20 protein-coding genes and 4 tRNA genes are annotated in these 26,152 nt (G+C 61.0%); 23 read left to right on the top strand and 1 reads right to left on the bottom strand.

Annotated elements, in window-relative coordinates; all coding sequences use genetic code 11:
* Nucleotides 1-1,336: 1,336 nt before the first annotated feature.
* On the bottom strand, nucleotides 1,337-1,630 hold the full coding sequence (locus G3N96_RS09790; protein WP_206137046.1) for a hypothetical protein: 294 nt from the start codon (nucleotides 1,628-1,630) through the stop codon (nucleotides 1,337-1,339).
* Between the two features lie 590 nt (nucleotides 1,631-2,220).
* Here G3N96_RS09790 and G3N96_RS09785 point away from each other — a divergent pair.
* The 23 genes from G3N96_RS09785 (at nucleotide 2,221) to rplB (ending at nucleotide 26,148) form a co-directional block, all read left to right on the top strand.
* A tRNA-Tyr gene (locus G3N96_RS09785) sits at nucleotides 2,221-2,306 on the top strand.
* A 44-nt stretch (nucleotides 2,307-2,350) separates the two neighbouring features.
* Nucleotides 2,351-2,424 (top strand) — tRNA-Gly (locus tag G3N96_RS09780).
* A gap of 24 nt (nucleotides 2,425-2,448) precedes the next feature.
* Nucleotides 2,449-2,523, top strand: a tRNA-Thr gene (locus tag G3N96_RS09775).
* 66 nt (nucleotides 2,524-2,589) lie between these two features.
* A complete protein-coding gene (gene tuf / locus G3N96_RS09770; RefSeq protein WP_011350666.1) occupies nucleotides 2,590-3,780 on the top strand; it encodes an elongation factor Tu in 1,191 nt (396 codons plus the stop codon).
* Nucleotides 3,781-3,839: 59 nt separating this feature from the next.
* A tRNA-Trp gene (locus tag G3N96_RS09765) sits at nucleotides 3,840-3,915 on the top strand.
* A gap of 44 nt (nucleotides 3,916-3,959) precedes the next feature.
* The gene (gene secE / locus G3N96_RS09760; protein ID WP_006482892.1) at nucleotides 3,960-4,340 is read left to right on the top strand and encodes a preprotein translocase subunit SecE; all 381 of its coding nucleotides are present in this window, start codon (nucleotides 3,960-3,962) and stop codon (nucleotides 4,338-4,340) included.
* 1 nt (nucleotide 4,341) lies between these two features.
* On the top strand, nucleotides 4,342-4,899 hold the full coding sequence (gene nusG, locus G3N96_RS09755; protein ID WP_006400672.1) for a transcription termination/antitermination protein NusG: 558 nt from the start codon (nucleotides 4,342-4,344) through the stop codon (nucleotides 4,897-4,899).
* Between the two features lie 142 nt (nucleotides 4,900-5,041).
* Complete coding sequence (rplK, locus tag G3N96_RS09750) at nucleotides 5,042-5,473, top strand: 50S ribosomal protein L11 (RefSeq protein WP_006477201.1); 432 nt, start codon at nucleotides 5,042-5,044, stop codon at nucleotides 5,471-5,473.
* On the top strand, nucleotides 5,474-6,172 hold the full coding sequence (gene rplA / locus G3N96_RS09745) for a 50S ribosomal protein L1 (protein WP_006482906.1): 699 nt from the start codon (nucleotides 5,474-5,476) through the stop codon (nucleotides 6,170-6,172). It begins immediately after the preceding gene.
* A 308-nt stretch (nucleotides 6,173-6,480) separates the two neighbouring features.
* Entirely contained in the window at nucleotides 6,481-6,978 is a 498-nt protein-coding gene (rplJ, locus tag G3N96_RS09740) for a 50S ribosomal protein L10 (RefSeq protein WP_021161756.1), read from the top strand.
* 63 nt (nucleotides 6,979-7,041) lie between these two features.
* Nucleotides 7,042-7,416, top strand: a complete 375-nt coding sequence (rplL, locus tag G3N96_RS09735) for a 50S ribosomal protein L7/L12 (protein ID WP_021161757.1) — start codon at nucleotides 7,042-7,044, stop codon at nucleotides 7,414-7,416.
* Nucleotides 7,417-7,793: 377 nt separating this feature from the next.
* On the top strand, nucleotides 7,794-11,900 hold the full coding sequence (rpoB, locus tag G3N96_RS09730) for a DNA-directed RNA polymerase subunit beta (RefSeq protein ID WP_039339224.1): 4,107 nt from the start codon (nucleotides 7,794-7,796) through the stop codon (nucleotides 11,898-11,900).
* Between the two features lie 21 nt (nucleotides 11,901-11,921).
* Entirely contained in the window at nucleotides 11,922-16,166 is a 4,245-nt protein-coding gene (gene rpoC, locus G3N96_RS09725; RefSeq protein ID WP_046544763.1) for a DNA-directed RNA polymerase subunit beta', read from the top strand.
* A gap of 239 nt (nucleotides 16,167-16,405) precedes the next feature.
* Nucleotides 16,406-18,253 (top strand): DNA helicase RecQ, encoded by a 1,848-nt coding sequence (gene recQ / locus G3N96_RS09720; RefSeq protein ID WP_206137045.1) that lies wholly within the window; start codon nucleotides 16,406-16,408, stop codon nucleotides 18,251-18,253.
* A 227-nt stretch (nucleotides 18,254-18,480) separates the two neighbouring features.
* Nucleotides 18,481-18,861, top strand: a complete 381-nt coding sequence (gene rpsL, locus G3N96_RS09715; RefSeq protein ID WP_006400662.1) for a 30S ribosomal protein S12 — start codon at nucleotides 18,481-18,483, stop codon at nucleotides 18,859-18,861.
* 172 nt (nucleotides 18,862-19,033) lie between these two features.
* The gene (gene rpsG / locus G3N96_RS09710) at nucleotides 19,034-19,504 is read left to right on the top strand and encodes a 30S ribosomal protein S7 (protein ID WP_006477195.1); all 471 of its coding nucleotides are present in this window, start codon (nucleotides 19,034-19,036) and stop codon (nucleotides 19,502-19,504) included.
* 123 nt (nucleotides 19,505-19,627) lie between these two features.
* Nucleotides 19,628-21,730 carry an elongation factor G gene (fusA, locus tag G3N96_RS09705; RefSeq protein ID WP_089472003.1) on the top strand — a complete coding sequence of 701 codons (2,103 nt, stop codon included), beginning with the start codon at nucleotides 19,628-19,630 and terminating at the stop codon, nucleotides 21,728-21,730.
* A 39-nt stretch (nucleotides 21,731-21,769) separates the two neighbouring features.
* Nucleotides 21,770-22,960 carry an elongation factor Tu gene (gene tuf, locus G3N96_RS09700; protein WP_011350666.1) on the top strand — a complete coding sequence of 397 codons (1,191 nt, stop codon included), beginning with the start codon at nucleotides 21,770-21,772 and terminating at the stop codon, nucleotides 22,958-22,960.
* A gap of 287 nt (nucleotides 22,961-23,247) precedes the next feature.
* Nucleotides 23,248-23,559, top strand: a complete 312-nt coding sequence (rpsJ, locus tag G3N96_RS09695; RefSeq protein WP_004199280.1) for a 30S ribosomal protein S10 — start codon at nucleotides 23,248-23,250, stop codon at nucleotides 23,557-23,559.
* Between the two features lie 177 nt (nucleotides 23,560-23,736).
* Nucleotides 23,737-24,387, top strand: a complete 651-nt coding sequence (gene rplC / locus G3N96_RS09690; protein ID WP_006482922.1) for a 50S ribosomal protein L3 — start codon at nucleotides 23,737-23,739, stop codon at nucleotides 24,385-24,387.
* Entirely contained in the window at nucleotides 24,387-25,007 is a 621-nt protein-coding gene (gene rplD / locus G3N96_RS09685; protein WP_011350675.1) for a 50S ribosomal protein L4, read from the top strand. The genes rplC and rplD overlap by 1 nt, the downstream gene beginning before the upstream one ends.
* Nucleotides 25,004-25,318, top strand: coding sequence for a 50S ribosomal protein L23 (gene rplW / locus G3N96_RS09680; protein WP_004199275.1), 315 nt, complete (start codon nucleotides 25,004-25,006; stop codon nucleotides 25,316-25,318). Before rplD ends, rplW begins: the two co-directional genes overlap by 4 nt.
* A gap of 2 nt (nucleotides 25,319-25,320) precedes the next feature.
* Entirely contained in the window at nucleotides 25,321-26,148 is an 828-nt protein-coding gene (rplB, locus tag G3N96_RS09675) for a 50S ribosomal protein L2 (RefSeq protein WP_006482900.1), read from the top strand.
* Nucleotides 26,149-26,152 lie beyond the last annotated feature (4 nt).

The following is a 26,152-nucleotide window of genomic DNA, read 5'->3' as shown; positions in this document are numbered from 1 at the left end:
ACTACAACTCGGTGCGCCCGCATAGTGCCTTGGGGCAACTGGCGCCGGACCAATTCCGGCAACTGCATCAACCTAAAAACGGCGAGCCCACTAACTTACGAATGGTGTATTCGGCGGGGTAAGGTCACATATCCGGGCGCCGAATGCGTCGATTCAGCTACCTGCTGTTCCGGAGAGCTCGCGGCGCTGCGCTACAGATCAAACCGAACGAACTGGTCCCGCACAGGTAGCTGGCGTTGGCAGAAACCGACATTCAAACATCCATCCTCTCGCTGCTCGCGACGATGGCGACCAGATCGAGTAGCAACTCCATCTCGCGTATCTGACTACCGCTCGGGGCAGATTTGAGTGTCGCCGGGCTGCAGCCCAGTGAGGCACGCCAGCTCCTCGATTGTCGATTATCGGCCTCGTTCGTCGGCGTATCGAGCTCATCCTCGGCTCAAAGTCACTATTGCAATTTCGTACCTATCCGGCATATTTCACGGCCTCCGTCACCACACGAGCCGTCAGCATACAGGGCAACGGGTCGCCTCTATCGGACGTTTGGCGCGTTCTCGCTGAGCGCGCTGACTGGTTGATGCCCATCGAGCGTACGAAGTCGAATCGTGCTGTGAATCGCATTGTGTAGCCATCCAGGGTTGTTTGGGACTCAATTCGCTGCATCTTCACTCATGTCGGCTGGAGCGAGGGAACGGACGCGTGTAACCCTCCGGATGGACAGGGGCGCTGCTAGCTCGAACCTATGTCCGCGAGTTCGTCGACCCGATAACATCCGAAATCCCCGCTGTTCCTTCTGACGAGCACGGACTGCCTGTCTCGCAACGCATAGATTTCTTCGATGAGTGAATAGGCCCAGCCGCCAAAGCAGCCTTCACCCATTAACGCGAAGTGCTTGCCGCTGCCGTCGATGCCGGTCGATCGCTCCTTGCGTGCGGTATTCTGATCCCGGGGTGCGGAGCCATCGCCCTGTCGAAACCGGCGGGTCGTGTACCTGCGTCGATTTGGCAGTAGCGCGACCAACGCCGGGCAGCGAGCGGTCGATGCCGAAGGCTGGATGTCGCACGCCGGCTTTCCGTCGTCGTCGTCGGATGGATGCGGAGCGGAGAAACGCGCCGGCGTCGAATCCTACGCAGGTACTAGCGTTCAGCTGCACGAGGCGGCCATCGTACGGGCATGTGGGATGTCGCGCGTATTCCGTTGAGTCGATGAGGTAGGCCGACCAGATGCTGACGTTGGTCGGCTTGCATGTTGGCGAAAGGCAGTGAGCGGCACATTGCAGAATGTCCGCGGAATCGCATCGACAAGCCTGCGGGGCTGGCCCACGCGGGGCCGCATATCATCGCCGAGTAGTGGCGGCAATGCGTCGATGTACGCCGGGCTCACCTTCGAGCGCACTATCGCCAGCGCCGACGAGGTACGTGGATGCATCGTTGAGCAGCCACGAATAGGCGATCGCGTCTTGGCTCAGCGGCGGGGCGCCCACGAAACCGACGTGTGCCGAACCGAGGCACCCGGCATCGAGCGCAGGTTTCGGTCGGTCATACGCGGCGAGCAATGAAGATCCCGCGCTGCGTCCTGGGGCGCGGCTGTCGGCCAGCGCCTGCTGGCGGATACTGGTGATCGTGCTCAAGCGCCACCAGGCGTCCGACGGACCGGCGGCACGCGCGGTCAAAGCTATGAAGGACATCACGAGGGCAAGCAGCGCAAGAGGATCAGAACCGGAGGCGGGCGGTTGGCCCGCGATGGTATCGCGGCTGTCGCCGAAGTCGGCGAAGGTCGGTGTCGCGCCAATCGCGTCCCGTCGTCACCCGTGGCCGCAGAATCCGACGCAGTTGGAAAACGCCCGAAAGCCTCGTCACGTCTATCCCCGCAGGTCCGGTCAGACAGCCGGTGAGATTGGAAGCGACATCACCCAAAATATTGGGGGTTGATCAATCAGTCCACTCGGCACGAAATTTGCGGAAATTTTTCGTTTACCCGCTTGGCAGAGTGCACAAGAGGTCGTATGATGGCGGTCTTTCGTTTTCAGCGTAGATGCAGATCGACGTTGAGGGCGGAGTCTGACGAAGATGTGGCACTGATCAGCAGCACCCATGTTTGCCTTAGCCGGGCAAGGGCGGGAGATCGGTGGTCAAGCAGGTGTCGGGAAGAGAATGAAAATAATCTTCCGGATCCGCTTGACAGAAGTGCGATGCACCCCCATAATCGTCAGTTCTCTACGGAGGGGTGCCCGAGTGGCTAAAGGGGGCAGACTGTAAATCTGTTGGCTTACGCCTACGTTGGTTCGAATCCAACCTCCTCCACCAAGATTATCAGCGCAGTGAGCGGTAAGGAATCGTTTGTGGCCCGTGCGGGTGTAGCTCAATGGTAGAGCAGAAGCCTTCCAAGCTTACGACGAGGGTTCGATTCCCTTCACCCGCTCCAGACCGCGAAGTTGAAGCGTAAAGCGCCCATGTGGCTCAGTGGTAGAGCACTCCCTTGGTAAGGGAGAGGTCGGCAGTTCGATCCTGCCCATGGGCACCAGCAGTAAAAAGTCAGTGTCTTGTTTGCGCGCGGCGCAACCTGTGAAATTCCTTCTGGGAGTCGAAAATGGCCAAGGGTAAATTTGAGCGGACCAAGCCGCACGTGAACGTTGGTACGATTGGTCACGTTGACCACGGCAAGACGACGCTGACGGCAGCGATCACGACGGTTCTGACGAAGAAGTTCGGCGGCGAAGCGAAGGCATACGACCAGATCGACGCGGCACCGGAAGAAAAGGCGCGCGGCATCACGATCAACACGGCACACGTCGAGTACGAAACGGCTAACCGCCACTACGCACACGTCGACTGCCCGGGCCACGCTGACTATGTGAAGAACATGATCACGGGCGCAGCGCAGATGGACGGCGCGATCCTGGTTTGCTCGGCAGCTGACGGCCCGATGCCGCAGACGCGCGAGCACATCCTGCTGGCACGTCAGGTTGGCGTTCCGTACATCATCGTGTTCCTGAACAAGTGCGACATGGTGGACGACGCTGAACTGCTCGAGCTGGTCGAGATGGAAGTTCGCGAACTCCTGTCGAAGTACGACTTCCCGGGCGACGACACGCCGATCGTGAAGGGTTCGGCCAAGCTGGCGCTGGAAGGCGACACGGGCGAGCTGGGCGAAGTGGCGATCATGAGCCTGGCCGACGCGCTGGACACGTACATCCCGACGCCGGAGCGTGCGGTTGACGGCGCGTTCCTGATGCCGGTTGAAGACGTGTTCTCGATCTCGGGCCGTGGTACGGTTGTGACGGGTCGCGTTGAGCGCGGCATCGTGAAGGTCGGCGAAGAAATCGAAATCGTCGGTATCAAGCCGACGGTGAAGACGACCTGCACGGGCGTTGAAATGTTCCGCAAGCTGCTGGACCAAGGTCAAGCAGGCGACAACGTTGGTATCCTGCTGCGCGGCACGAAGCGTGAAGACGTGGAGCGTGGCCAGGTTCTGGCGAAGCCGGGTTCGATCACGCCGCACACGCACTTCACGGCTGAAGTGTACGTGCTGAGCAAGGACGAAGGCGGCCGTCACACGCCGTTCTTCAACAACTACCGTCCGCAGTTCTACTTCCGTACGACGGACGTGACGGGCTCGATCGAGCTGCCGAAGGACAAGGAAATGGTGATGCCGGGCGACAACGTGTCGATCACGGTGAAGCTGATTGCTCCGATCGCGATGGAAGAAGGTCTGCGCTTCGCAATCCGCGAAGGCGGCCGTACGGTCGGCGCCGGCGTCGTCGCCAAGATCATCGAGTAAGCCAGTTATTCGTTGATCGACAGTTTTGGGGCTGGCAACAGCCAGCCCCAGCATGGTTTAGGGGTATAGCTCAACTGGCAGAGCGTCGGTCTCCAAAACCGAAGGTTGGGGGTTCGATTCCCTCTGCCCCTGCCAAAAAAATAGCCACGTGTCCTACGTGGCATTTGTTTTAAGGTGTTATGGCGAATCCATCCGTCGAAACTGTAAATACCTCCGGCGATAAGCTGATGCTGGCCCTGGGCGTATTGTTGGTCTTGGCCGGATTCGTGGGCTTCTTCTGGCTGGCCAATCAGCAGTGGTATGTCCGCGGTGCTGCGTTGGCGGTAGGTATCATCGCCGGCGTTGCCGTCGGGCTGATGTCCGCACCTGGCAAGAGTCTCATCGCCTTTGCCAAGGATTCGTACAAGGAAGTCCGGAAGGTCGTTTGGCCCACCCGCAAGGAAGCAACGCAAACCACACTCGTCGTGTTCGGTTTCGTGCTCGTGATGGCGATTTTCCTCTGGTTGAGTGACAAATCGATCGAATGGGTGATTTTCTCGGCGATTCTGGGTTGGAAATGATATGAGCGATACTCCGGCATCCCCGAGCGGAAAGCGTTGGTACGTCGTGCACGCCTACTCCGGTATGGAGAAGAGCGTGCAGCGTGCGCTTCAGGAGCGCATCGAACGTGCTGGCATGCAGGACAAATTCGGTCAGATCCTGGTCCCGACCGAAGAAGTGGTCGAAGTCAAAGGCGGCCACAAGGCAGTGACTGAGCGTCGTTTCTTCCCCGGCTACGTGCTGGTCGAGATGGAAATGACGGACGAAACGTGGCACCTCGTGAAGAACACCGCGAAGGTTACCGGTTTCGTCGGCGGTGCGCGCAACCGCCCGACCCCGATTTCCCCGAAGGAAGTCGAGAAGATCATGTCGCAGATGCAGGAAGGCGTCGAGAAGCCGCGCCCGAAGACCCTGTTCGAAGTCGGCGAGATGGTGCGTGTCAAGGAAGGCCCGTTCACGGACTTCAACGGCACCGTCGAAGAAGTCAACTACGAAAAATCGCGCGTGCGTGTATCGGTCACCATTTTTGGCCGATCCACCCCGGTCGAACTCGAGTTCGGCCAGGTCGAAAAAGTTTGATCCCGATTCGGTGGGCAGCCTCGGCTGCCCACCTTCGCGCTTACGGTCCGCGTCATGACCGTTGAGGAGCGTCAGTAGCCAGCGGCGAAAGCGCGTTATTACTCACCGAACGCCTTCTCTGGCGTTCCAATGAGGTTCATAAATGGCAAAGAAGATTATCGGCTTTATCAAGCTGCAGATCCCTGCAGGTAAAGCCAACCCGTCGCCGCCGGTCGGTCCGGCACTGGGCCAGCGCGGCCTGAACATCATGGAGTTCTGCAAGGCGTTCAACGCGCAGACTCAAGGCATGGAGCCGGGTCTGCCGGTGCCGGTGGTTATCACGGCATTCGCTGACAAGAGCTTCACGTTCGTGATGAAGACGCCGCCGGCGACCGTCCTGATCAAGAAGGCGGCGAAGGTGGACAAGGGCTCGAGCAAGCCGCACACCGACAAGGTCGGTTCGATCACGCGTGCTCAAGCTGAAGAAATCGCGAAGACCAAGATGCCGGACCTTACGGCAGCTGATCTGGACGCAGCCGTTCGCACCATCGCTGGTAGCGCACGCTCGATGGGCATCACTGTGGAGGGCGTGTAAATGGCTAAGATCTCCAAGCGCCGTCAGGCATTTGCCGCCAAGGTTGATCGTCAGAAGCTGTACGCGATCGAAGACGCACTGAGCCTCGTGAAGGAATGCGCGAGCGCGAAGTTCGACGAGTCGATCGACGTCGCAGTCCAGCTCGGCATCGACGCGAAGAAGTCGGATCAAGTCGTTCGTGGTTCGGTCGTTCTGCCGGCAGGTACGGGCAAGTCGGTTCGCGTTGCTGTGTTCGCGCAAGGCGAGAAGGCTGAACAAGCGCGTGCAGCAGGCGCGGAAATCGTCGGTATGGAAGACCTGGCAGAGCAGATCAAGGCTGGCCAGATGGACTTCGACATCGTGATCGCGTCGCCGGACACGATGCGTATCGTCGGTACGCTCGGTCAGATCCTCGGCCCGCGGGGCCTGATGCCGAACCCGAAGGTCGGTACGGTCACGCCGGACGTCGCAACCGCCGTCAAGAACGCGAAGGCTGGTCAGGTGCAATTCCGTGTCGACAAGGCCGGTATCATCCACGCGACCATCGGCCGTGCATCGTTCGAGCCGACCGCACTGCGTTCGAACCTGTCGGCGCTGATCGAAGCGCTGCAGAAGGCGAAGCCGGCAACGAGCAAGGGCGTCTACCTGCGCAAGATCGCACTGTCGAGCACGATGGGCGTCGGCGTGCGTGTCGACCAGGCTACGCTGGCAGCACAGTAAGCAAGTATTCGGGCTGCTTCGTTCGCGAAGCGGCCTACATGGGCTTTGGGCGGTTGTTCGTGCGGTAGGGCGGGCAACCGGTTATCAAAGACCGTTGGTGGGGCGCAGCAGTCAGGTGATCCCTTAATTCAAGCCAACGCAGATGGCGAACCCGAAAAAGTTTTGCAGTGGTGAAGCCGCAGGCCGCGAAGCGATTCCCGGCATGAGGTGGAAATACTCCTAACGAGGTCGGACGCCGTTGTTGAACGAGGTACGTGAGGTTTCGGCCATGCCGGCCGCGCCGAACGTATCGTTTCTGGAGGCTAACCGTGCCGCTTAATAGAGAAGACAAGCAAGCCGTCGTCGCTGAGGTTTCCGCGCAAGTCGCGAAGGCCCAGACCGTTGTGCTGGCTGAGTATCGTGGAATTGCGGTTGGCGATCTGACCAAGCTGCGCGCGAAAGCGCGTGAGCAACAGGTTTACCTGCGCGTGTTGAAGAACACGCTGGCGCGTCGCGCTGTTGAAGGTACGCCGTTTGCTCCGCTGGCAGAGCAGATGACTGGCCCGTTGATCTACGGCATCTCGGAAGATGCAATTGCTGCTGCTAAGGTCGTCAACGACTTCAGCAAGAGCAATGACAAGTTGGTCATCAAGGCTGGTTCGTTCGATGGCAAGGTGATGGACAAGGCTGGCGTGCAAGCGCTGGCAAGCATCCCGAGCCGCGAAGAACTGCTCTCGAAGCTGCTGTTCGTTATGCAATCGCCTGTTTCGGGCTTCGCGCGCGCTCTGGCCGCGCTGGCCGAGAAGAAGCAAGCGGAAGCTGCGTAATCGAACGTGCATCAGCGTCATTGATCGCTGGCTGTATCCGAATTCAATTTAGGAGTATTTCAAATGGCAATCGCAAAAGAAGACATCCTGGCAGCAGTCGAAGGGATGACCGTTCTGGAACTGAACGAACTGGTCAAGGCATTCGAAGAGAAGTTTGGCGTGTCGGCAGCTGCAGTGGCAGTCGCTGGCCCGGCAGGCGGCGGCGCAGCTGCTGCAGCAGAAGAGAAGACCGAATTCACGGTCGTTCTGGCTGAAGCAGGCAGCAACAAGGTTGCAGTCATCAAGGCAGTTCGCGAACTGACGGGCCTGGGCCTGAAGGAAGCGAAGGACGTCGTTGACGGCGCGCCGAAGGCTGTCAAGGAAGGCGTCGACAAGGCTGCTGCTGAAGAAGCCAAGAAGAAGCTGGAAGAAGCAGGCGCGAAGGTCGAAGTCAAGTAAGTTTCGGCGCGCTGTGCGAAGGCTGGCGGTATTTTCACCGCCGGCCTTTTTGTGCTTTGTGGGGACGTTATTCTGGCACTCATTCGGGAGCCCGAATAATCGCCCCCAGAAGCCAAAGAAAACCGCCTGATCGTTGTCGTCGATCACGAATGGCGGTTCTCTTTGTCTTCTGAAGCGACTGCAGAAGGCAAGTTTGGTCGGGTAGCGGGCAACACAGGCATCCGCTGCCGTCAGCCAGCGGTTGGTAGCGGCCAACCACCAAGCTTCTCGGCTCGTTCAAGCCGTCGGACGGCCATCGGGTCTCAGTCGGTGAACACTCGGGTTTGAAACGTCCAGGTATTCCGCCTCGATAGCACCCGCCGTGATTCGGAGATCGTATGCAATATTCCTTCACCGAGAAGAAGCGCATTCGCAAGAGTTTCGCGAAGCGCCCCATCGTTCACCAAGTTCCTTTCTTGCTGGCTACCCAGCTTGAATCATTCAGCACGTTTCTGCAAGCCGATGTGCCGGCCACGCAACGCAAGCCTGAAGGTTTGCAGGCCGCGTTCACATCGGTATTTCCCATTGTTTCGCACAACGGTTTCGCACGTCTCGAGTTCGTGAGCTATGCGTTGTCCGCGCCGGCATTCAACATCAAGGAATGCCAGCAGCGCGGCCTGACGTACTGCTCCGCGCTGCGCGCGAAGGTCCGCCTTGTCATCCTCGACAAGGAATCGCCGAACAAGCCGGTCGTCAAGGAAGTGAAAGAGCAGGAAGTGTACATGGGCGAAATTCCGCTCATGACGCCGACGGGCTCGTTCGTCATCAACGGCACCGAGCGTGTCATCGTCTCGCAGCTGCACCGTTCGCCGGGCGTGTTCTTCGAGCACGACAAGGGCAAGACGCACAGCTCGGGCAAGCTGCTGTTCTCGGCACGGATCATTCCGTACCGCGGCTCGTGGCTCGACTTCGAATTCGATCCGAAGGACATCCTGTACTTCCGCGTCGACCGTCGCCGCAAGATGCCGGTCACGATCCTGCTGAAGGCCATCGGCCTGACGCCGGAACAGATCCTCGCGAACTTCTTCGTGTTCGACAACTTCACGCTGATGGACGAAGGCGCGCAACTCGAGTTCGTGCCCGAGCGCCTGCGTGGCGAAGTCGCGCGCTTCGACATCACCGATCGTGATGGCAAGGTCATCGTCCAGAAGGACAAGCGGATCAACGCGAAGCACATTCGCGACCTCGAAGCCGCGAAGACCAAGTTCATCTCGGTGCCGGAAGACTATCTGCTCGGCCGCGTGCTGGCGAAGAACGTCGTCGACGGCGACACCGGCGAAGTGATCGCGAGCGCGAACGACGAAGTCACGGAAAGCGTGCTCGAGAAGCTGCGCGAAGCGGGCATCAAGGACATCCAGACGCTCTACACGAACGACCTGGACCAGGGCCCGTACATCTCGTCGACGCTGCGTGTCGACGAAACGACCGACAAGACGGCCGCGCGCATCGCGATCTACCGCATGATGCGTCCGGGCGAGCCGCCGACCGAAGAAGCGGTCGAGGCACTGTTCAACCGTCTGTTCTACAGCGAAGAAGCGTACGACCTGTCGAAGGTCGGCCGTATGAAGTTCAACCGCCGCGTCAGCCGTGATGAGATCACCGGCCCGATGACGCTGCAGGACGACGACATCCTCGCGACGATCAAGATCCTCGTCGAGCTGCGCAACGGCAAGGGCGAAGTGGACGACATCGACCACCTCGGCAACCGTCGTGTGCGTTGCGTCGGCGAACTGGCGGAAAACCAGTTCCGCGCAGGTCTCGTGCGTGTCGAGCGCGCGGTCAAGGAACGCCTCGGCCAGGCCGAAAGCGAAAACCTGATGCCGCACGACCTGATCAACTCGAAGCCGATTTCGTCGGCGATCCGCGAGTTCTTCGGTTCGTCGCAACTGTCGCAGTTCATGGACCAGACCAACCCGCTGTCGGAAATCACGCACAAGCGTCGTGTTTCCGCACTGGGCCCGGGCGGTCTGACGCGCGAACGCGCAGGCTTTGAAGTTCGCGACGTGCACCCGACCCACTATGGCCGCGTGTGCCCGATCGAAACGCCGGAAGGTCCGAACATCGGCCTGATCAACTCGCTCGCACTGTATGCGCACCTGAACGAGTATGGCTTCCTCGAGACGCCGTACCGCAAGGTCGTGGACAGCAAGGTGACCGACCAGATCGACTACCTGTCGGCGATCGAAGAAGGCCGTTACATGATCGCTCAGGCAAACGCCGCGATCGACGAGAACGGCCAGCTGATCGACGAACTCGTGTCGTCGCGTGAAGCCGGCGAAACGATGATGGTCACGCCGGACCGTATCCAGTACATGGACGTCGCGCCGTCGCAGATCGTGTCGGTGGCAGCCTCGCTGATTCCGTTCCTCGAGCACGATGACGCGAACCGTGCGCTGATGGGTTCGAACATGCAGCGTCAGGCCGTGCCGTGTCTGCGTCCGGAAAAGCCGGTCGTCGGTACGGGCATCGAGCGCACCTGTGCGGTCGACTCGGGTACGACGGTTCAGGCGTTCCGCGGCGGCGTCGTCGACTATGTCGACGCAGGCCGTATCGTGATTCGCGTGAACGACGACGAAGCAGTCGCGGGTGAAGTCGGTGTCGACATCTACAACCTGATCAAGTACACGCGTTCGAACCAGAACACGAACATCAACCAGCGTCCGATCGTGAAGATGGGCGACAAGGTTTCGCGCGGCGACGTGCTGGCCGACGGCGCCTCGACGGACCTGGGTGAGCTCGCGCTCGGCCAGAACATGCTGATCGCGTTCATGCCGTGGAACGGCTACAACTTCGAGGATTCGATCCTGATCTCGGAGAAGGTCGTGGCTGACGATCGCTACACGTCGATCCACATCGAAGAGCTGAACGTCGTTGCACGCGACACGAAGCTCGGGCCGGAAGAAATCACGCGCGACATCTCGAACCTGGCGGAAGTCCAGCTCGGCCGTCTCGACGAATCGGGCATCGTGTACATCGGTGCTGAAGTCGAAGCAGGCGACGTGCTGGTCGGCAAGGTCACGCCGAAGGGCGAGACCCAGCTGACGCCGGAAGAGAAGCTGCTGCGCGCGATCTTCGGCGAGAAGGCCTCGGACGTGAAGGACACGTCGCTGCGCGTGCCGTCGGGCATGAGCGGCACCGTGATCGACGTCCAGGTGTTCACGCGTGAAGGCATCCAGCGCGACAAGCGTGCGCAGCAGATCATCGACGACGAACTGAAGCGTTACCGTCTCGACCTGAACGACCAGCTGCGCATCGTGGAAGGCGACGCGTTCCAGCGTCTCGCACGCATGCTCGTGGGCAAGGTCGCGAACGGCGGTCCGAAGAAGCTCGCGAAGGGCACGAAGATCGACCAGGCTTACCTGGAAGACCTCGACCACTACCACTGGTTCGACATCCGCCTTGCGGACGACGAAGCAGCGGCGCAGCTCGAAGCGATCAAGAACTCGATCGAAGAAAAGCGTCACCAGTTCGACCTTGCGTTCGAAGAGAAGCGCAAGAAGCTCACGCAAGGCGACGAACTGCCGCCGGGCGTGCTGAAGATGGTCAAGGTGTACCTCGCGGTCAAGCGTCGCCTGCAGCCTGGCGACAAGATGGCAGGCCGTCACGGTAACAAGGGTGTCGTGTCGAAGATCGTCCCGATCGAAGACATGCCGTACATGGCCGATGGCCGTCCGGCAGACGTCGTGCTGAACCCGCTGGGCGTTCCGTCGCGGATGAACGTGGGTCAGGTTCTGGAAGTGCACCTCGGCTGGGCCGCGAAGGGCCTCGGCTGGCGAATCGGCGAAATGCTGCAGCGTCAGGCGAAGATCGAGGAACTGCGCGTGTTCCTGACGAAGATCTACAACGACTCGGGCCGCCAGGAAGACCTGGAAAGCTTCACCGACGAAGAGATCCTCGAACTCGCGAAGAACCTGCGCGAAGGCGTGCCGTTCGCAACGCCGGTGTTCGACGGTGCGACCGAGGAAGAAATGGGCAAGATGCTCGACCTCGCGTTCCCGGACGACATCGCTGAGCAGCTCGGCATGAACCCGTCGAAGAACCAGGTCCGTCTGTACGACGGCCGCACGGGTGAAATGTTCGAACGTCGCGTGACGCTCGGCTACATGCACTACCTGAAGCTGCACCACTTGGTCGACGACAAGATGCACGCGCGTTCGACCGGCCCGTACTCGCTCGTCACGCAGCAGCCGCTGGGTGGTAAGGCGCAGTTCGGTGGCCAGCGTTTCGGTGAAATGGAAGTGTGGGCACTCGAAGCGTACGGCGCGTCCTACGTGCTGCAGGAAATGCTGACGGTGAAGTCGGACGACGTGACTGGCCGGACGAAGGTGTACGAAAACCTCGTCAAGGGCGATCACGTGATCGATGCAGGCATGCCGGAATCCTTCAACGTGCTCGTGAAGGAAATCCGCTCGCTCGGTATCGATATCGATCTCGACCGCAATTAATCGGACTACGGAGAGAAAGCAATGAAAGCTCTGCTCGATCTATTCAAGCAAGTCCAACAGGAAGAAGTTTTCGACGCGATCAAGATCGGTCTGGCCTCGCCGGACAAGATCCGTTCGTGGTCGTTCGGCGAAGTGAAGAAGCCGGAGACCATCAACTACCGTACGTTCAAGCCGGAACGCGATGGTCTCTTCTGCGCGAAGATCTTCGGGCCGATCAAGGACTACGAGTGCCTGTGCGGCAAGTACAAGCGTCTGAAGCACCGCGGCGTGATCTGCGAGAAGTGCGGCGTCGAAGTGACGCTGGCGAAGGTGCGTCGCGAACGGATGGGCCACATCGAGCTGGCCTCGCCGGTCGCTCACATCTGGTTCCTGAAGTCGCTGCCGTCGCGTCTGGGCATGGTGCTCGACATGACGCTGCGCGACATCGAACGCGTGCTGTACTTCGAAGCGTATGTGGTGATCGAACCGGGCATGACGCCGCTGAAAGCGCGGCAGATCATGACCGAAGAGGATTACTACAACAAGGTCGAGGAATACGGCGACGAATTCCGTGCCGAAATGGGCGCGGAAGGCGTGCGTGAACTGCTGCGCGCGATCAACATCGACGAGCAGGTCGAGACGCTGCGCACCGAGCTGAAGAACACCGGCTCGGAAGCGAAGATCAAGAAGTACGCGAAGCGCCTGAAGGTCCTCGAGGCATTCCAGCGCTCGGGCATCAAGCCCGAGTGGATGATCCTCGAAGTGCTGCCGGTGCTGCCGCCGGAACTGCGTCCGCTCGTGCCGCTGGACGGCGGCCGTTTCGCGACGTCGGACCTGAACGACCTGTATCGCCGCGTGATCAACCGTAACAACCGGTTGAAGCGTCTGCTCGAGCTGAAGGCACCTGAAATCATCGTCCGCAACGAAAAGCGGATGCTGCAGGAAGCCGTCGACTCGCTGCTCGACAACGGTCGTCGGGGCAAGGCGATGACGGGCGCGAACAAGCGTCCGCTGAAGTCGCTCGCCGACATGATCAAGGGTAAGGGCGGTCGTTTCCGTCAGAACCTGCTGGGCAAGCGCGTCGACTACTCGGGCCGTTCGGTCATCGTGGTCGGCCCGACGCTGAAGCTGCACCAGTGCGGCCTGCCGAAGCTGATGGCGCTTGAGCTGTTCAAGCCGTTCATCTTCAACAAGCTGGAAGTGATGGGCGTCGCGACGACCATCAAGGCGGCGAAGAAGGAAGTCGAGAACCAGACGCCGGTGGTGTGGGACATCCTCGAAGAGGTGATCCGCGAGCACCCGGTGATGCTGAACCGTGCGCCGACGCTGCACCGTCTCGGTATCCAGGCGTTCGAGCCGGTGCTGATCGAAGGCAAGGCAATTCAGCTGCACCCGCTCGTCTGCGCGGCGTTCAACGCCGACTTCGACGGTGACCAGATGGCCGTTCACGTGCCGCTGTCGCTCGAAGCGCAGATGGAAGCGCGTACGCTGATGCTGGCGTCGAACAACGTGCTGTTCCCGGCCAACGGCGATCCGTCGATCGTGCCGTCGCAGGATATCGTGCTGGGTCTGTACTACGCGACCCGCGAAGCGGTTAACGCCAAGGGCGAAGGCCTGTCGTTCACGGGCGTGTCGGAAGTGATCCGCGCGTACGAGAACAAGGAAGTCGAGCTGGCATCGCGTGTCAACGTGCGGATCACCGAAATGGTCCACAACGAAGACACGTCGGAAGGCGCACCGCCGTTCGTGCCGAAGATCTCGCTGTACGCGACGACCGTCGGCCGCGCGATCCTGTCGGAGATCCTGCCGCACGGCCTGCCGTTCTCGGTGCTGAACAAGCCGCTGAAGAAGAAGGAAATCTCGCGCCTGATCAACACGGCGTTCCGCAAGTGCGGTCTGCGTGCGACGGTGGTGTTTGCCGACCAGCTGATGCAGTCGGGTTTCCGTCTCGCGACGCGTGCCGGTATTTCGATTTGCGTGGACGACATGCTCGTGCCGCCGCAGAAGGAAACGATCGTCGGCGACGCCGCGAAGAAGGTGAAGGAGTACGACCGCCAGTACATGTCGGGTCTCGTCACCGCGCAGGAACGCTACAACAACGTGGTCGACATCTGGTCGGCAACGTCGGAAGCGGTCGGCAAGGCGATGATGGAGCAGCTGTCGACGGAGCCGGTGACGGACCGCGACGGCAAGGAAACGCGCCAGGAATCGTTCAACTCGATCTACATGATGGCCGACTCGGGCGCCCGGGGTTCGGCGGTTCAGATTCGTCAGCTGGCCGGTATGCGAGGCCTGATGGCGAAGCCGGACGGCTCGATTATCGAGACGCCGATTACCGCGAACTTCCGCGAAGGTCTGAACGTGTTGCAGTACTTCATCTCGACCCACGGTGCACGTAAGGGTCTGGCTGATACGGCACTGAAGACCGCGAACTCGGGTTACCTGACGCGTCGTCTCGTCGACGTCACGCAGGATCTGGTCGTGGTGGAGGACGATTGCGGCACGTCGAACGGCGTGGCGATGAAGGCACTCGTCGAAGGCGGTGAAGTCGTCGAAGCGCTGCGTGACCGTATCCTCGGCCGCGTTGCGGTGGCGGACGTCGTGAACCCGGAAACGCAGGAAACGGTGTACGAATCGGGTACGCTGCTCGACGAAACGGCGGTCGAGGAAATCGAACGCCTCGGCATCGACGAAGTGCGCGTGCGCACGCCGCTGACCTGCGAAACGCGTTACGGCCTGTGCGCAGCCTGCTACGGCCGTGACCTCGGCCGCGGCTCGCTCGTGAACGTCGGCGAAGCAGTCGGCGTGATCGCGGCACAGTCGATCGGTGAGCCGGGCACGCAGCTGACGATGCGTACGTTCCACATCGGTGGTGCAGCATCGCGTGCGGCAGTGGCTTCGTCGGTCGAAGCGAAGAGCAACGGTATCGTGCGCTTCACGGCGACGATGCGCTACGTCACGAACGCGAAGGGCGAGCAGATCGTCATTTCCCGTTCGGGCGAAGCGATGATCACCGACGATTTCGGTCGCGAGCGCGAGCGTCACAAAGTGCCGTACGGCGCGACGCTGCTGCAGCTCGACGGTGCGACGATCAAGGCAGGCACGCAGCTCGCCACGTGGGATCCGCTGACGCGCCCGATCATCACCGAATACGGTGGTACGGTGAAGTTCGAGAACGTCGAGGAAGGCGTGACCGTCGCGAAGCAGATCGACGACGTGACCGGCCTGTCGACGCTGGTCGTGATCGACGTGAAGCGTCGTGGCTCGCAAGCTTCGAAGAGCGTGCGTCCGCAGGTCAAGCTGCTCGACGCGAACGGCGACGAAGTGAAGATTCCGGGCACGGAGCACGCAGTGCAGATCGGCTTCCAGGTCGGCGCACTGATCACCGTGAAGGATGGTCAGCAGGTGCAGGTCGGTGAAGTGCTCGCACGTATCCCGACGGAAGCGCAGAAGACGCGTGACATTACCGGCGGTCTGCCGCGGGTGGCGGAACTGTTCGAAGCGCGTTCGCCGAAGGATGCCGGCATTCTCGCGGAAGTCACCGGTACGACGTCGTTCGGTAAGGACACGAAGGGCAAGCAGCGTCTCGTCATCACGGACCTCGAGGGCAATCAGCACGAGTTCCTGATCGCGAAGGAAAAGCAGGTTCTGGTTCACGATGCCCAGGTGGTCAACAAGGGCGAAATGATCGTGGACGGTCCGGCCGATCCGCACGACATCCTGCGTCTGCAGGGTATCGAGGCGCTGTCGCGCTACATCGTTGACGAAGTGCAGGACGTGTATCGTCTGCAGGGCGTGAAGATCAACGACAAGCACATCGAGGTGATCGTTCGCCAGATGCTGCGTCGTGTGCAGATCACCGACAACGGCGATACGCGCTTCATCCCGGGCGAACAGGTCGAGCGTTCCGACATGCTGGACGAGAACGATCGCATGATCGCCGAGGACAAGCGTCCGGCTTCGTACGACAACGTGCTGCTCGGTATCACGAAGGCATCGCTGTCGACCGACTCGTTCATCTCCGCGGCATCGTTCCAGGAAACGACCCGCGTGCTGACCGAAGCGGCGATCATGGGCAAGCGCGACGATCTGCGTGGCCTGAAGGAAAACGTGATCGTCGGCCGTCTGATTCCGGCCGGTACGGGTCTCGCGTTCCACAAGGCACGCAAGGCGAAGGAATCGTCGGATCGCGAGCGTTTCGACCAGATCGCAGCGGAAGAGGCATTCGACTTCGGCACGCCGAGCGCGCCGGCAGAAGAGCCGCAGCAACACCCGGCAGCCGAGTAAGTGCGGGCGGCGCGAGCCGCCTTGCCTTACCTTGCTGTCACCGAGACCGCCCGGTTATGCCGGGCGGTTTTTTTTCGTCTGTCGTTCATGCGCATGACGGGCCTGCCGCGCGGCTGTCGCAGGCCCGTCATGCGCACGAACGAACCCTGGCCGATCGGCCAAACCGCACGATTCGCCACGCGTCGCGCGAGCGGGTTGTTAAAATTGCGGTCATCGTTTAGCCGTCCCTGTCCTCATTCATGTCCCGCGCCCTCGAAATCCTCGACGAAGTATTTGGTTACCCCGCATTTCGCGGCCAGCAGGGCGAGATCGTCGAGCACGTCGCCGGCGGCGGCGATTGCCTCGTGCTGATGCCGACCGGCGGCGGCAAGTCGCTGTGCTATCAGATTCCCGCATTGCTGCGCCGCGAAGCCGGGCAAGGCGCCGGCATCGTCGTGTCGCCGTTGATCGCGCTGATGCAGGACCAGGTCGCCGCACTGAGGGAAGTGGGCGTGCGCGCCGCGTATCTGAATTCGACGCTGTCGGGTACCGAGGCCGCGGCGACCGAGCGCGCGCTCCGCGAGGGCGAAATCGATCTGCTCTACGTCGCGCCGGAACGGCTGATGACGGGGCGTTTCCTCGACTTGCTCGAGCGCGCGAAAATCGGCCTGTTCGCGATCGACGAAGCGCACTGCGTGTCGCAATGGGGGCACGATTTCCGCCCGGAATATATCCAGCTGTCGGTGCTGCACGAGCGGTTTCCGTCGGTGCCGCGCATCGCGCTGACCGCCACGGCCGATGCGATCACGCGCGACGAGATCATCCACCGTCTCGCGCTCGACGATGCGCGCGTGTTCGTGTCGAGCTTCGACCGCCCGAACATCCGCTACCGGATCGTCGAAAAGGACAACGCGCGTTCGCAACTGCTCGATTTCATTCGCGCCGAGCACACGAATGCCGACGGTACGACCGATGCCGGCGTCGTCTATTGCCTGTCGCGCCGCAAGGTCGAGGAAACGGCCGAATGGCTGAAGGCGCAGGGCGTGCGTGCGTTGCCGTATCACGCGGGGATGGAGTTCGAGGTGCGGCAGAAGCACCAGGAGATGTTCCAGCGCGAGGAAGGCATCGTGATGTGCGCGACGATCGCGTTCGGCATGGGCATCGACAAGCCGGACGTTCGCTTCGTCGCGCACCTGGATCTGCCGAAGAGCGTCGAAGGCTACTACCAGGAAACGGGCCGCGCCGGCCGTGACGGGATGCCCGCGAATGCGTGGATGGCGTACGGTCTCGGCGACGTCGTCCAGCAGCGCAAGATGATCGACGAGTCCGATGCGGACGATGCGCACAAGCGCGTCCAGACGTCGAAGCTCGACGCGTTGCTCGGGCTGTGCGAGACGATCTCGTGCCGCCGTGTGCGGCTGCTGAACTACTTCGGCGAGGAGAGCAAGCCGTGCGGCAACTGCGATACGTGCCTCGAGCCGCCGGCGTCGTGGGACGCCACGCGTGAGGCGCAGATGGCGCTGTCGTGCGTATTCCGCGCGCAGCGTGCAAGCGGCTTCAATTTCGGCTCGAGCCACCTGATCGAGATCCTGCGCGGCGGGCGCACCGAGAAGGTGTTGCAGCGCGGCCACGACCAGCTCACGACGTTCGGAATCGGCGCGTCGCTGTCGGAGCCCGAATGGCGGGCGATTTTCCGGCAGCTCGTCGCGTACGGCTACCTGGCCGTCGATCATGGCGGCTTCGGCGCGCTCGTGCTGACCGAAGCCGCGAAGCCCGTGCTGAAGAACGAGGAGAAGGTCACGCTGCGCCGCTACGTGAAGCCGCAGCGCACGCGCCAGTCGTCGAGCCGCAGCGGTACGCGCGTCGATCCGACGGCCGGCATGGGCACGCGTGAGCGCGCACGGTGGGATGCGTTGCGCGCGTGGCGTGCGGAAACCGCGAAAACGGACGGCGTGCCGGCCTACGTGATCTTCCACGATGCGACGCTCGCCGAGATCGCGCGCAACGCGCCGGAGTCGATCGACGACCTCCGCCATATCCCAGGCATGGGCGTGCGCAAGCTGGAGCGCTTCGGCGACGAGATCATCGACGTCGTCGAGTCGGCCTGACACAGGTGTTCCGACCCTTCCGGTAAACCACGCGTTCGGCTGGTGAATCACGCAAGCCGTTGACTTAGTTGGTATTTCCGGAATATCATGCTGGGTTCCGGTATTCGGTGGGCCGAGTCGCGTTCCAAGGTTCGCACCCGTTTCGCCGGTTCGGAAGTCAACTGTGCGCCGATTCTCGCTTTGCCCGAAATCGATGCGCAGATTTTGTTCAATTTCAGGAATAAACAATGCCAACCATCAACCAACTGGTTCGCAAAGGCCGTCAGTCGGAAACGACGAAGAGCAAGAGCCCGGCCCTGCAGGACTGCCCCCAGCGTCGCGGCGTGTGCACCCGTGTGTACACGACGACGCCGAAGAAGCCGAACTCGGCGCTCCGTAAGGTCGCCAAGGTTCGTCTGACGAACGGCTTCGAAGTGATTTCGTACATCGGCGGTGAAGGCCACAACCTGCAGGAACACTCGGTTGTGCTGATCCGCGGCGGCCGTGTGAAGGACTTGCCGGGTGTGCGTTACCACATGGTTCGCGGCTCGCTGGATACCCAGGGCGTCAAGGACCGTAAGCAAGCGCGCTCGAAGTACGGCGCGAAGCGTGCAAAGGCTGCCAAGTAAGCAGTTTTTGATCAGGGATCGCCACAGGGCGGTCAAGGCGGGAGTGCCGGATTGCCGGTGCTGTCGAGTAAGTGGTCACCCGGCCAAGCTGGTTAGTCGTGAAGATGTGATCGGGTTTGTTGGTGGCCGCGGAGCTGGAACCAGCTCCAACTGAACAAGTAAAGGAAGAATCATGCCGCGTCGTCGCGAAGTCCCCAAGCGGGAAGTGTTGCCGGATCCGAAGTTCGGTAACGTTGATGTAGCCAAGTTCATGAACATGCTGATGCTGTCCGGCAAGAAGTCGGTCGCAGAGCGCATCGTTTATGGCGCATTCGAACAAATCCAGACCAAGGGTGGCAAGGACCCGCTGGAAGTGTTCACGGTTGCGCTCAACAACGTCAAGCCGGTGGTCGAAGTGAAGAGCCGTCGCGTTGGTGGTGCCAACTATCAAGTTCCGGTCGAAGTGCGCCCGTCGCGTCGTATGGCATTGGCGATGCGCTGGCTGCGCGAGGCTGCGAAGAAGCGTAGCGAGAAGTCGATGGCCCTGCGTCTGGCAGGTGAGCTCTCCGAAGCGGCCGAAGGCCGTGGCGGCGCGATGAAGAAGCGCGACGAAGTTCACCGCATGGCAGAAGCCAACCGCGCGTTCTCGCATTTCCGTTTCTAAGCGCCTGGCTGGGCTTTTAGCGGAAATAAATTCCGGGCGGGTGCGCTTTTCAGGCGCCTCGCCCGTTTGTGTTGAAGCATGATGCAGCAGGGCTGCATCGTGTCATCCCAGTAGAGGATCAAAGTGGCTCGCAAGACTCCTATCGAGCGCTACCGCAATATCGGTATTAGCGCTCACATCGACGCCGGCAAAACGACGACGACCGAGCGCATTCTGTTTTACACCGGTGTGAACCACAAGATCGGTGAAGTCCACGACGGCGCAGCCACGATGGACTGGATGGAGCAGGAGCAGGAGCGTGGCATCACGATCACGTCCGCTGCTACCACCGCCTTCTGGAAGGGCATGGGCGGCAACTATCCGGAACACCGCATCAACATCATCGACACCCCGGGCCACGTCGACTTCACGATTGAAGTTGAGCGCTCGATGCGCGTGCTCGACGGCGCGTGCATGGTGTACTGCGCAGTGGGCGGCGTGCAGCCGCAGTCGGAAACGGTGTGGCGCCAGGCTAACAAGTACAAGGTGCCCCGTCTCGCGTTCGTCAACAAGATGGACCGTACCGGCGCGAACTTCTTCAAGGTCTACGACCAGCTCCGTCTGCGCCTGAAGGCGAACCCGGTTCCGGTCGTGGTGCCGATCGGCGCGGAAGAGAACTTCAAGGGCGTCGTCGACCTGATCAAGATGAAGGCGATCATTTGGGACGAAGCGTCGCAAGGCACGAAGTTCGACTACGTCGACATCCCGGCCGAGCTCGCAGAGACCTGCAAGGAATGGCGCGAAAAGATGGTCGAAGTGGCTGCTGAAGCCAACGAAGACCTGATGAACAAGTACCTGGAAGAAGGCGACCTGCCGGAAGCCGACATCGTCAAGGCGCTGCGTGACCGTACGATCGCGTGCGAAATCCAGCCGATGCTGTGCGGTACCGCGTTCAAGAACAAGGGCGTGCAGCGTATGCTCGACGCCGTGATCGACTTCCTGCCGTCGCCGGTCGACATCCCGCCGGTCAAGGGCGAACTCGAAAACGGCGAGTCGGCAGAGCGCCGCGCGTCGGACGACGAGAAGTTCTCGGCACTCGCGTTCAAGATCATGACCGACCCGTTCGTCGGCCAGCTGATCTTCTTCCGCGTGTACTCGGGCGTGGTGAATTCGGGCGACACGCTGCTGAACTCGACGAAGGACAAGAAGGAACGTCTGGGTCGTATTCTGCAGATGCACGCGAACCAGCGCGAAGAAATCAAGGAAGTTCGCGCAGGCGACATCGCTGCTGCGGTCGGCCTGAAGGAAGCGACCACGGGCGACACGCTGTGCGATCCGGCGAACCCGATCATTCTCGAGCGCATGGTGTTCCCGGAGCCGGTGATTTCGCAGGCTGTCGAGCCGAAGACCAAGGCTGACCAGGAAAAGATGGGCCTGGCGCTGAACCGTCTGGCTCAGGAAGATCCGTCGTTCCGCGTGCAGACCGACGAAGAGTCGGGCCAGACCATCATTTCGGGCATGGGCGAGCTCCACCTCGAAATTCTGGTCGACCGGATGAAGCGTGAGTTCGGCGTGGAAGCAACCGTCGGCAAGCCGCAGGTTGCCTACCGCGAAACGATCCGTTCGACGGCGAAGGACGTCGACGGCAAGTTCGTCAAGCAGTCGGGTGGTCGCGGCCAGTACGGTCACGCAGTCATCACGCTCGAGCCGAACGAGCAAGGCAAGGGCTACGAGTTCTTCGACGAGATCAAGGGCGGCGTGATTCCGCGCGAATACATCCCGGCGGTCGACAAGGGTATCCAGGACACGCTGAAGTCGGGCGTGCTGGCCGGCTTCCCGGTCGTCGACGTGAAGGTTCACCTGACGTTCGGTTCGTACCACGACGTTGACTCGAACGAAAACGCGTTCCGCATGGCCGGTTCGATGGCGTTCAAGGAAGCAATGCGCAAGGCGAACCCGGTCGTCCTCGAGCCGATGATGGCTGTCGAAGTCGAGACGCCGGAAGACTACATGGGCAACGTGATGGGCGACCTGTCGGGCCGTCGCGGTATCGTCCAGGGCATGGAAGACATGGTTGGCGGCGGCAAGATCGTGCGCGCCGAAGTACCGCTGTCGGAAATGTTCGGTTACTCGACGTCGCTGCGTTCGCTGACGCAAGGTCGTGCAACGTACACGATGGAGTTCAAGCACTACGCTGAAGCTCCGCGCAACGTTGCTGACGCGATCATCAGCGCGAAGTCGAAGTAATTCGTTATCTCAATCGATAATTTTTGAAAGAAGAGAATCATGGCAAAAGGTAAATTCGAGCGGACCAAGCCGCACGTGAACGTTGGTACGATTGGTCACGTTGACCACGGCAAGACGACGCTGACGGCAGCGATCACGACGGTTCTGACGAAGAAGTTCGGCGGCGAAGCGAAGGCATACGACCAGATCGACGCGGCACCGGAAGAAAAGGCGCGCGGCATCACGATCAACACGGCACACGTCGAGTACGAAACGGCTAACCGCCACTACGCACACGTCGACTGCCCGGGCCACGCTGACTATGTGAAGAACATGATCACGGGCGCAGCGCAGATGGACGGCGCGATCCTGGTTTGCTCGGCAGCTGACGGCCCGATGCCGCAGACGCGCGAGCACATCCTGCTGGCACGTCAGGTTGGCGTTCCGTACATCATCGTGTTCCTGAACAAGTGCGACATGGTGGACGACGCTGAACTGCTCGAGCTGGTCGAGATGGAAGTTCGCGAACTCCTGTCGAAGTACGACTTCCCGGGCGACGACACGCCGATCGTGAAGGGTTCGGCCAAGCTGGCGCTGGAAGGCGACACGGGCGAGCTGGGCGAAGTGGCGATCATGAGCCTGGCCGACGCGCTGGACACGTACATCCCGACGCCGGAGCGTGCGGTTGACGGCGCGTTCCTGATGCCGGTTGAAGACGTGTTCTCGATCTCGGGCCGTGGTACGGTTGTGACGGGTCGCGTTGAGCGCGGCATCGTGAAGGTCGGCGAAGAAATCGAAATCGTCGGTATCAAGCCGACGGTGAAGACGACCTGCACGGGCGTTGAAATGTTCCGCAAGCTGCTGGACCAAGGTCAAGCAGGCGACAACGTTGGTATCCTGCTGCGCGGCACGAAGCGTGAAGACGTGGAGCGTGGCCAGGTTCTGGCGAAGCCGGGTTCGATCACGCCGCACACGCACTTCACGGCTGAAGTGTACGTGCTGAGCAAGGACGAAGGCGGCCGTCACACGCCGTTCTTCAACAACTACCGTCCGCAGTTCTACTTCCGTACGACGGACGTGACGGGCTCGATCGAGCTGCCGAAGGACAAGGAAATGGTGATGCCGGGCGACAACGTGTCGATCACGGTGAAGCTGATTGCTCCGATCGCGATGGAAGAAGGTCTGCGCTTCGCAATCCGCGAAGGCGGCCGTACGGTCGGCGCCGGCGTCGTCGCCAAGATCATCGAGTAATATCGACGATCCGCGGATCCCGACGGGGTCCGCGATTCCGCGGTATGCAGTCCGTACCGTCGAAACCGGGTGTCCAGCTTGCGCTGGAGCCCGGTTTTGTTTTTCCGTCACGCGAAAGCGCGGGGCGAGAAACTCGCACCATCGCGCCAGAATTTCGTGTAGAATCGCGGGCTTAGCAGTGGAAGTACCGTCCGGAACCTGATGTCTCGCTCCCCGCGGGCGTCAAGTTTCACGTTCTTTTAGTGTCCGGCGATGCAACATCGCCTCGCTCTTTCCAAGGAATCGTCATGCAGCAACAGAAAATCCGCATTCGCCTGAAGGCATTCGACTATCGTCTGATCGATCAATCGGCTGCCGAGATCGTCGATACCGCGAAGCGGACTGGCGCAATCGTCCGTGGCCCGGTGCCGCTGCCGACGCGCATTCAGCGTTTTGACATCCTGCGTTCGCCGCACGTCAACAAGACGTCGCGCGATCAGCTCGAAATCCGTACCCACCAGCGCCTGATGGACATCGTCGATCCGACCGACAAGACGGTTGACGCGCTGATGAAGCTCGACCTGCCGGCTGGCGTCGACGTGGAAATCAAGCTGCAGTAAGGCTTCCAGCGCCGATCGGCTTGCCGGGCGGCGCTAAGTCTTTGATTGCTTGCGGAAAACGCGAGGGCGGGCTATAATGCTTGGCTTTTCGCGTATTCGCGTAAAAAAGTTGGGCCTTGCGTGCCCGGCATTTTGTAAATCAGCCCCGACCAATCGCAGTCGGGAATGGAGAAAATGATGAGCCTTGGACTCGTAGGTCGCAAGGTTGGCATGACCCGTATCTTCACGGCGGAAGGGGATTCGATTCCCGTCACCGTGCTGGACGTGTCGGACAACCGCGTGACGCAGATCAAGACTGTTGAAACCGACGGCTACACGGCCGTGCAGGTTGCATTCGGCTCCCGTCGTGCCTCGCGCGTGACGAAGCCGCTGGCAGGTCATCTCGCCAAAGCCGGTGTCGAAGCCGGTGAAATCCTCAAGGAATTCCGCATTGACGCGGCCAAGGCAGCTGAGCTGTCGAATGGCGCCGTGGTTGGTGCTGATCTTTTCGAAGTGGGCCAGAAGGTCGACGTGCAAGGCGTGTCGATCGGTAAGGGCTACGCCGGTACGATCAAGCGTTACAACTTCTCCTCCGGCCGTGCCACGCACGGTAACTCGCGCTCGCACAACGTGCCGGGCTCGATCGGTATGGCGCAGGATCCGGGTCGTGTTTTCCCGGGTAAACGCATGACGGGTCACATGGGTGACGTGACGGTGACGGTGCAGAACCTCGAAATCGCCCGTATCGACGCAGAGCGCAAGCTGCTGCTCGTGAAGGGTGCGATTCCGGGCGCGAAGGGCGGCAAGGTCTTCGTGACGCCGGCCGTCAAGACCAAGGGGGCGAAATAATGGAACTCAAGCTCCTGAACGAAAATGGTCAGGAAGGTGCAGTGGTCAACGCATCGGACGTCGTGTTCGGTCGTGACTACAACGAAGCGCTGATCCACCAGGTCGTCGTCGCTTACCAGGCGAATGCTCGCCAGGGTAACCGCGCACAGAAGGACCGTGAGCAAGTCAAGCACACGACGAAGAAGCCGTGGCGCCAGAAGGGTACGGGCCGCGCTCGTGCCGGTATGTCGTCGAGCCCGTTGTGGCGTGGCGGTGGTCGTATCTTCCCGAATTCGCCGGAAGAAAACTTCTCGCACAAGGTCAACAAGAAGATGCATCGCGCAGGCCTCTGCTCGATCTTCTCGCAGCTGGCCCGTGAAGGCCGTCTGTCGGTCGTCGAGGACATCATCCTCGAAGCGCCGAAGACCAAGCTGCTGGCCGAAAAATTCAAGACCATGGGTCTCGACTCCGTGCTGATCATTACGGATACGGTCGACGAGAACCTGTACCTGGCTTCGCGCAACCTGCCGCACGTGGCGATTGTCGAGCCGCGCTACGCTGACCCGCTGTCGCTGATCTACTTCAAGAAAGTGCTGGTCACGAAGGCTGCGGTCGCCCAGATCGAGGAGTTGCTGTCATGAGCGAGATTCGCAAGAACGATCATCGTTTGATGCAGGTCCTGCTCGCGCCGGTGATCTCGGAAAAGGCGACGCTGGTTGCCGACAAGAACGAGCAAGTCGTGTTCGAAGTCGCACCGGATGCCACGAAGCAGGAAGTGAAGGCGGCTGTCGAGCTGCTGTTCAAGGTTGAAGTTGATTCCGTCAACGTGCTGGTTCAGAAGGGCAAGCAGAAGCGCTTTGGCCGTTCGATGGGCCGCCGCAAGGACGTGAAGAAGGCGTACGTTTGCCTGAAGCCCGGCCAGGAAATCAACTTTGAAGCGGAGGCCAAGTAATCATGGCAATCGTTAAAGTTAAGCCGACATCGCCGGGTCGCCGCGCGATGGTCAAGGTGGTCAACAAGAACCTGCACCAGGGCAAGCCGTTCGCGGCGCTGCTCGACTCGCAGAGCTCGACCGCCGGCCGTAACAACAACGGTCGTATCACCACGCGTCACAAGGGTGGTGGTCACAAGCAGCACTACCGTATCGTCGATTTCCGTCGCACGAAGGATGGCATTCCGGCAAAGGTCGAGCGTCTCGAGTACGACCCGAACCGTAGCGCGAACATCGCGCTGGTGCTCTACGCAGACGGCGAACGTCGCTACATCATCGCCCCGAAGGGCCTGACCGTCGGCCAACAGCTGATGTCGGGTTCGGAAGCGCCGATCCGTGCAGGCAACACGCTGCCGATCCGCAACATTCCGGTCGGTACGACGATCCACTGCATCGAGATGCTGCCGGGCAAGGGCGCGCAAATGGCGCGTTCGGCCGGTACGTCGGCCATGCTGCTCGCACGTGAAGGTGTCTACGCGCAGGTTCGTCTGCGTTCGGGCGAAATCCGCCGCGTGCACATCGAGTGCCGTGCAACGATCGGTGAAGTCGGCAACGAAGAGCATAGCCTGCGCCAGATCGGCAAGGCTGGCGCGAACCGCTGGCGCGGTATCCGCCCGACGGTGCGTGGCGTTGCGATGAACCCGGTTGATCACCCGCACGGTGGTGGTGAGGGCAAGACGGCTGCAGGTCGCGATCCGGTCAGCCCGTGGGGTACGCCGGCTAAGGGTTATCGCACCCGTAGCAACAAGCGCACGACGACGATGATCGTCCAGCGCCGTCACAAGCGTTAAGGAG

This window comes from Burkholderia sp. Se-20373, assembly GCF_017104705.1.
Lineage (GTDB): Bacteria > Pseudomonadota > Gammaproteobacteria > Burkholderiales > Burkholderiaceae > Burkholderia.
This window is presented reverse-complemented; position numbering and strand designations above follow the sequence as displayed.